Origin of the sequence: Nocardia fusca NBRC 14340 (assembly GCF_001618425.1) — a bacterium.
Classification (GTDB): Bacteria; Actinomycetota; Actinomycetes; order Mycobacteriales; family Mycobacteriaceae; genus Nocardia; species Nocardia fusca.
In genome coordinates this window covers 106,582-114,123 of sequence record NZ_BDCU01000035.1, presented here as the reverse complement: position 1 = coordinate 114,123, position 7,542 = coordinate 106,582, and the positions used below count along the sequence as shown (strand labels likewise).

Below are 7,542 nucleotides of genomic sequence, written 5' to 3'. Positions count from 1 at the left end.
CGAAGGCCATTCCGGTCAGCCCGCAAGTCCGTGCCGCGCTGAAACTTCCGGCGGGTGTCACCCGGCTCTCGCCACCGGAGATGATCCGCGCAATCCTCGAGGCACCGGTCGACCTCTTGTGGAACGGTGGTATCGGTACCTATATCAAGGCGAGTTCGGAAACGAATGCCGATGTGGGTGACAAATCCAACGACGCGGTCCGCGTGAATGCCGATCGTCTCCGGGTTAAAGTGATCGGTGAGGGCGGAAATCTCGGTGTGACGGCGCTGGGGCGTATCGAGTTCTGCCGTAACGGCGGGAAGATGAACACCGACGCGCTGGACAATTCCGCGGGGGTGGATTGCTCCGATCACGAGGTGAACATCAAGGTTCTGCTCGACGCGGTGGTGTCGGCGGGCGAACTCGATATCGAGGATCGCAATCCGCTGCTCGCGGAAATGACCGACGAGGTCGCCGAACTGGTGCTGCGCGACAACATCTCGCAGAACTTCCGGATCGGCCTGTCCCGGTCGGGTGCCGGGCGGCGTGGTGCGGTGCACCGGCGGCTACTCACCGAACTGGAGACCCGGCGCGGCGTGGACCGCCGGCTCGAGGCGCTGCCGGCCGACGCCGAGATGGAGCGCCGGATAGCCGGCGGGGCGGGGCTGACCTCCCCGGAACTGGCCACGATGATCGCCCATGTGAAGCTCGCGCTGAAGGCCGATCTGCTCGCCGGCGACCTGCCGGACAGCCCCACTTTCGCGGCGGTGCTACCGGACTACTTCCCGACACCGCTGCGGGAGCGTTTCGCCGGCGCGATCACCAGGCATCCGCTGCGCCGGGAGATCGTGGCCACCGTGGTGGTCAACGAGATGGTCGATTTCGGCGGCGCGACGTTCGCCTTCCGGTTGTCCGAGGAGATCGGCGCCACCACCGACGACGCGGTCCGCGCGTTCACCGCCGCGGTGGAGATCTTCGGGTTGCGGGAGCTGTGGCAGCGCATCCGCTCCGAGCAGATGCCGACCTCGGTACGCGATCAGCTCGAGCTGGAGACCAACCGCACGCTGGAACGTGCCGCGCGCTGGCTGCTGCTCAACCGGCCGCAGCCGATCGCGATCGGGGCGGATATCACCCGTTATCGCGAGGGAGTGCGCGCGCTGGCGGACCGAGTGCCCGGCTGGCTGCCGAAACCGCTGGCCGAACGGGTCGCCGCCCACGCCGCCGAGGCGACCGAACACGGCGCCCCGCAGGATCTGGCCGCCGATGTCTACCGCCTGATCCATCTCTTCCCGCTGCTGGACGTGCTGGATATCGCCGATATCGCCGAACGCGACGCACGGGAGATCGCCGAACTCTATTTCGCGCTCAACGCGCATCTGGAGATCACCCGGCTGATCAGCGCGGTCGGCGATCTCGACCACGATCAGCGGTGGGCCAGCCTGGCGCGGCTGGCGCTGCGCGACGACCTGTACGAGTCGCTGCGGCTGCTGACCCTGGATATCGCGACCGCCACCGACCCGGAGGACCCGGTGACGGAGAAGCTGGACTACTGGGAGCAGACCAACCGGTCGCGGCTGACCCGGGCCCGTGCCGCGCTCACCGAGATCTTCGGGGTGAGCCGGCACGATCTGGCGACCCTGTCGGTGGCGGCGCGACAGGTGCGGAGCCTGGCGGGCAGTTCGGAGTCCGGCATCGTCGCCTGATCACGCGGGATTCGCGGGTGGCCGTCCGGCTCGGGCCGGACGGCCACCCGTCGTTTCCGCTGTGCCGCCGGGACCGAACTGGCCGAAGGCTCGTGGTCCTGTTGGTGCCTCACGGTCCTGGCAACGGGCCGGTCCGCCGACTCGGGTGCGGCGCCCAGCGACCGGCCGTGGTGCGCCCGGCGGCGGGGCGGCTTCCGGTTTCAGTCCGGGCGGCGGGTTCCGCAGGAGGCGCAGAACCTGGCCGTGGGCGGCAACTCGGTGTCGCATTCGCGGCAGCGGGCCGGTTCGGCCGGGGCGAAGCGATTCCCGCATTCGACACAGAACTTGGCGCCCGGTGGGTTGACCGTGGCGCAGGCGGTGCAGATCGGGTCCGCCGGCGCGGGAGCGAGTTCGGCGGGTTTCGCGGTGGGTGGCAGCGCTGGCGTGCTCGGCTCCTCCCGGGGCTGCTGATGCTGTTGCCAGGGCGAACTCGGCGGGGGCGGGAAATTCCCGGCCACCGCGGATCCCGGCTGCTGCAGGGCGTTGATGCCCAGCGCGGCGCCGATGAACCCACCGTCGTGGCCGTGCCCGGAGGCCAGCCCCTGGCCCGCGCCCAGCGCCATCTCCCCGGCGGCGTACTGCCGGAAATCTCCGGCGAGCCGGATGTAGGTGACATCCTTGGCGAGCCGTTTGAGCCGATCGGCGTCCTCGGGGGCCAGGGTGATGTCGAAGTTGCCCAGCCGCGGTATCCGTAACCCGTACTCGTAGAGCGCGGTATTGGTCTGCTGGACGACCGCCTGCTCGATCACAGGCAGGAGTCCGGACAGGCCGAGGACCGGCCACTCGCCCTGGGAAACGCCCTGTGTCACCGCGACCTTCATCGCCTTGAGCAGCAGGTCGGCGCTCCAGGATTCGATCCCGGCCGGATCGTGCAGATCGGTGCTGCCGGCCAGTGAGGTGATCAGCTGCCGGGCGTCTCGGACGGACAGCGCGAACTCACCGAAAACCCGCAGGGTGACGATCTGCTCGCTGACCGGGTCGGCGATGTCGGCGAGCCGGCCGCCGAATTTGATACCGGCGAATTCCCGGGTGGAGACGAAGTAGAGCTCGGCACGGTAGAGGTTGCCGCCGGTCAGCGTATCCACCAGTGCGCCGAGAACCGGGAGTTCGTCCGCGTCGATCCGGTGCCGGCCCGGGCCCAGCGCGCCCAGGACCTGACCGGACTTCACGAACAGTGCGGTCTGGTCGGCATTGACGATGGCGCGGGAGTATCGCCGGATGTTCACATCCGGCCACTTGTAGACGAGTTGCTTTTTGCCGGTCTCGGGGACGGCGATGAACTCGCGTTCGAACCAGGCCATCTGGGTGCTCCCTACGCATTTGACGTATCCAGCGTATCGACGTTCAGCGGCTCGATCAATGGCTCTTGCAGTGCGGCCGACCTCGGGTTTTCACCAAAGCGCCTGGTTTCCACTGGGTTACACCTGACGGCCCCCTATTGATCGTGCCGCTAAGTAGCGGTACATTGCTCGCAGACATGATCTGCGCCACTCGAAAGGCAACATGATGACAACAGTTCAAGAGCCTCCGGGTCAGGCGGCGCCGGCGGACGGTCTGCACGCCGAAGATGCGGGCTATCACAAGTCGCTGCGGCCCCGGCAGCTCCAGATGATCGCCATCGGTGGCGCCATCGGAACGGGCCTGTTCCTCGGCGCCGGCAGCCGGCTGCACGAGGCCGGACCCGGCCTGTTCCTGGTATACGCCGTCTGCGGCATCTTCGTATTCTTCATTCTGCGGGCCCTGGGCGAGCTGGTCCTGCACCGCCCGTCCTCCGGGTCGTTCGTGTCCTACGCCCGTGAGTTCTACGGCGAGAAGCTGGCCTTCGCGGTCGGCTGGATGTACTTCTTCCACTGGTGCATGACCGGCATCGTGGATATCACCGCGATCGCCACCTACGTCCACTTCTGGGGCGCGTTCGAGGTGATACCGCAATGGACCATCGCGCTGATCGCCCTGGCCATCGTGGTCGCGATCAATCTGATCTCGGTGAAGTGGTTCGGTGAGCTGGAGTTCTGGGCCGCGCTGATCAAGGTCGTCGCGCTCGTGGCATTCCTGATCATCGGCACCATCTTCCTGGCCGGTCGCTTCGATATCGAGGGTCAGCCGACCGGTCTCAGCGTCCTCTCCGACAACGGCGGCCTGTTCCCGAGCGGTTTCCTGCCGCTGATCGTCGTCACCACCGGTGTCGTCTTCGCCTACGCCGCGGTGGAACTCATCGGTACCGCCGCCGGTGAGGCGGAGAATCCCGAGAAGATCATGCCGCGCGCCATCAATTCGGTGATCGCCCGGATCGCGCTGTTCTATGTCGGTTCGCTGGTGCTGCTGGGCCTGCTGCTGCCCTACACCGTCTTCAAGTCCGGTGAAAGCCCGTTCGTCACCTTCTTCTCCAAGATCGGTATCGACGGTGCCGGTTCGGTCATGAACCTGGTGGTGCTGACCGCGGCGTTCTCCAGCCTGAACGCCGGCCTGTACTCGACCGGCCGCATCCTGCGCTCGATGTCGATGAACGGTAGTGCCCCGACCGTCGCGAGCCGCATGTCCAAGAACGGCGTCCCGTACGTGGGCATTCTCGCCACCGGTGTGATCGCGCTGGCGGGTGTCGGACTGAACGCGTTGGTTCCGGATCAGGCCTTCGAGATCGTGCTGAACGTCTCGGCGCTGGGAACTATCTTCTCGTGGACCGCGATCGTGCTGTGCCAGCTCCAGCTGTGGAAGTGGGCCCGCGACGGCAAGGTGACCCGGCCGAAGTTCCGCCTGCCCGGCACTCCGTACACCAGCTACGCCACCCTGGTGTTCCTGGTCGGTGTGGTGCTGCTGATGCTGTTCAGCGAGGAGATCGAACAGCGGGCTGCGGTGATCGCCATGCTGGTGGTTGGGGTTCCGGCCCTGGTCGCCGGTTGGTTCCTGGCGCGGAAGCGGGTGACCGAGCTCACCACCGCACGTGCCGCGGTGCCCGCGGCCCCGGCGCCGACCGAAGAACCCGGTAGCACCGTTCGTATCCTGGACGAACCCGAGGATCAGCGGTAACGCCGAACTGCGTGGAATACCCCGGATAGCAGGTCCGGGGTATTCCGCATTCCCAGGAAAGGGAACGATCGACCTGTCGCCCCCGCGGGCCGGGATCACAATAGACTCTCTCTGTTCTTCCGCGGGTTTGAGAGGTCGTGCATGCCAGAGCAGCCCAGCTCGTCGCAGCCCAGCTCCGAGCGTCCGCTCCCGCCGCCCTGGTCCAAGCGGCGGACCCGTGGCGCGGAAATGCCCCGCCGTGGCGCGCACACCTGGTCGACGCTGCGCACCAACAGCAGCGAAAGTGGCCGGCGGGCCGCCGAATCCGACCTGACGCGAGCCGCCGAAGAACTACTCGCCGAATCCGGCGGCGCCGAGCCGCGCAGTGCCACCGACGCCGCCTCGGTCCCCGGCGGATCCGGTGTCTTCGTGCCGGTGACAGTGGGTTCGGTACCCCCGGTCGTCGCCGCGCCCGCGGCATCGGACAGTCCGCCCGAGACGCCGGCGCTGTCGGACTTCGACCGGGCCATCGCCGCGTTGACCGGCGACGATATCGCCCGGCTCAACAGCCTCGCCGGTCCGGACGACGACGACGATCTCGACGAGTTGCTGCTCGCCGACGACGAGGAGGATTCCGACGATCCCGACCCGTTCGCCGGCTTCGAGGACGATATGCCCTCCGGGCGCAATGCCCGCTCCCGCCCGAGCGTCCGCCGCCTCGGCGCCGGACTGGTGGCGCTGCCACGGGTGGACCCGGTCGATCCCGCCACCGCGGTGCTCGCGGATCCGGTGGTGCCCGAGCACAAGCGGTTCTGCTGGAAATGCCAGGCGCCCACCGGGCGGTCCGGCCCGGACGGGCCCGGCGCGGTGGCGGGGGAGTGCGCGCGCTGCGGGTCGGCCTACAACTTCCTGCCCGCCCTCTCCGCCGGCGAGGTCGTGGCGGAGCAGTACCTGGTCAAAGGCTGTCTGGCCCACGGCGGTCTGGGCTGGATCTATCTGGCGGTCGATACGAACGTCAGTGACCGGTGGGTGGTCCTGAAAGGGTTGCAGAACCCGCAGGATTTCGAGGCGCACGTGGTGGCGCTGGCCGAACGCCAATTCCTCTCCGAGATAACGCATCCCGGCGTGGTCAAGATCTACAACTTCGTCAAGCACCGCTCGCAGCGCGAGGTGGCCGACGGCTACATCGTCATGGAGTACGTCGGCGGGCGCTCATTGAAGAAGATGCTGGATATGGCGGGGCCGGAACGTCTTCCGGTGGCCGAGACCATCGCGTACATGATGGAGGTCCTGCCGGCTCTCGACTATCTGCACTCGTTCGGGCTGGCCTACAACGACCTCAAACCGGACAACATCATGGTCACCGACGACGAGGTCAAACTCATCGACCTCGGCGCCGTCGCGGCGATGGAATCCTACGGCAGTATCTACGGCACCCCCGGCTATCAGGCGCCGGAGATCATCGAAACCGGTCCCACGGTGGCCACCGATGTGTACGCGGCCGGCCGCACCCTGGCCGCGCTGATCCTGGATCTGCGCAAGGATTCCCACGGCAACTACCGCACCGAGATGCCGACACCGGAGGAGTATCCGCTGCTGCGGCGCTATCCGTGCCTGTATCGGCTGCTGGTGCGCGCGACGCATATGGATCCGAGCCGGCGCTTCCCCTCCACCTATGCCATGTACTGCCAGCTGGCCGGGGTGTTGCGGATGGTGCTGGCCGCCGATTCCGGGCGCGAACACCCGCAGGCGTCGGTGGAGTTCGGTTCGCTGCGGGGGGATTTCGGTATCGACACCTTGATCGGCCAGACCGACGGGATGGTCGACGGCGGCCACCGCAGCCTCGGTCTCGACGCCGCGGCGGTGGTGGCCACCCTGCCCATCCCGCTGATCGACGCCGACGATCCCAGCGTCCAGCTGCTGAGCCCGCTGCTGCAAGGTGACGCCCGCCAGACCCTGGACTCCTTGCGCCAGACCTCCGAACGTATCGCGGCCGGCACCATCGACGCACCGGAGACCTTCGAGGTCGAGGGGGCGTTCGCCGCCGTCCGCGCCCATCTCGACCTCGGTGAAATGGCTCCGGCGCTCGCGCTGCTCGAAGAGCTGCGTCCCCGCGCGGTGACCGACTGGCGGGTCGAATGGTTCAGCGGTGTCATCGATCTGCTGGAGGGGCAGTACGAACTCGCCTATCTGCATTTCGACCAGGTACACACCATGCTGCCCGGTGAGCTGGCGCCGCCGCTGGCCCTGGCTGCCACGGCCGAACTCGCCTTGCAGACGCTGAGCGATCCCGGTGACTCCGACCGCTGGCATGCCGCCGCGTCGGAGTTCTACCGGCTGGTCTGGCAGACCAATCACGCCGTGGTCAGCGCCGCGTTCGGTTTGGCTCGCCGATTGGCCGCCGACGGTGAACTGTTGCAGGCCGTGCAGGTCCTCGACGAGGTCCCCGTTACCTCTCGTCATCACGGCACCGCCCGGATGACAGGCAGCCTGCTGCTGGTATCGCGGCCGCATCGGGAGATCACCGAGATCGATCTGCGTGAGGCGGCATCGCGGCTGGAACTCGTCGATGAGCCGCGGGCACTGCAGATGCAGGTCGTGGTGGTCGGCGCGGCACTGGAGTGGTTGAAGTCCCGGATGCGGCCCGCGTCCGCCGATGCCAGGCTGCTCGGCTATCCGCTCACCGTCGCGGGGCTCCGCGGCGGGCTGGAGTCACGGCTGCGCGCCCTGGCCCGGACCGCGCCCGGCCGCCTGCACCGGTACCGGCTCGTCGATCTGGCCAACAGCGTGCGACCGCATACCCGCTGGTGAGGGG

General features: G+C 67.7%; 4 protein-coding genes. 3 read left to right on the top strand and 1 reads right to left on the bottom strand.

What is annotated here, in order from left to right; translation table 11 throughout:
- Nucleotides 1-1,682: NAD-glutamate dehydrogenase domain-containing protein (locus tag NF4_RS23220; protein ID WP_198165435.1), on the top strand; the 1,682-nt coding region annotated here is incomplete at its 5' end.
- 200 nt (nucleotides 1,683-1,882) lie between these two features.
- Here NF4_RS23220 and NF4_RS23215 read toward each other — a convergent pair.
- Nucleotides 1,883-3,022 (bottom strand): SPFH domain-containing protein, encoded by a 1,140-nt coding sequence (locus NF4_RS23215; protein ID WP_063129474.1) that lies wholly within the window; start codon nucleotides 3,020-3,022, stop codon nucleotides 1,883-1,885.
- 205 nt (nucleotides 3,023-3,227) lie between these two features.
- Between NF4_RS23215 and NF4_RS23210 the strand changes: the two genes are divergently transcribed.
- Both NF4_RS23210 and NF4_RS23205 read left to right on the top strand, forming a co-directional pair.
- Nucleotides 3,228-4,748, top strand: coding sequence for an amino acid permease (locus tag NF4_RS23210; protein ID WP_157120523.1), 1,521 nt, complete (start codon nucleotides 3,228-3,230; stop codon nucleotides 4,746-4,748).
- A gap of 141 nt (nucleotides 4,749-4,889) precedes the next feature.
- A complete protein-coding gene (locus NF4_RS23205) occupies nucleotides 4,890-7,538 on the top strand; it encodes a serine/threonine-protein kinase (RefSeq protein WP_063129473.1) in 2,649 nt (882 codons plus the stop codon).
- Nucleotides 7,539-7,542: the final 4 nt, after the last annotated feature.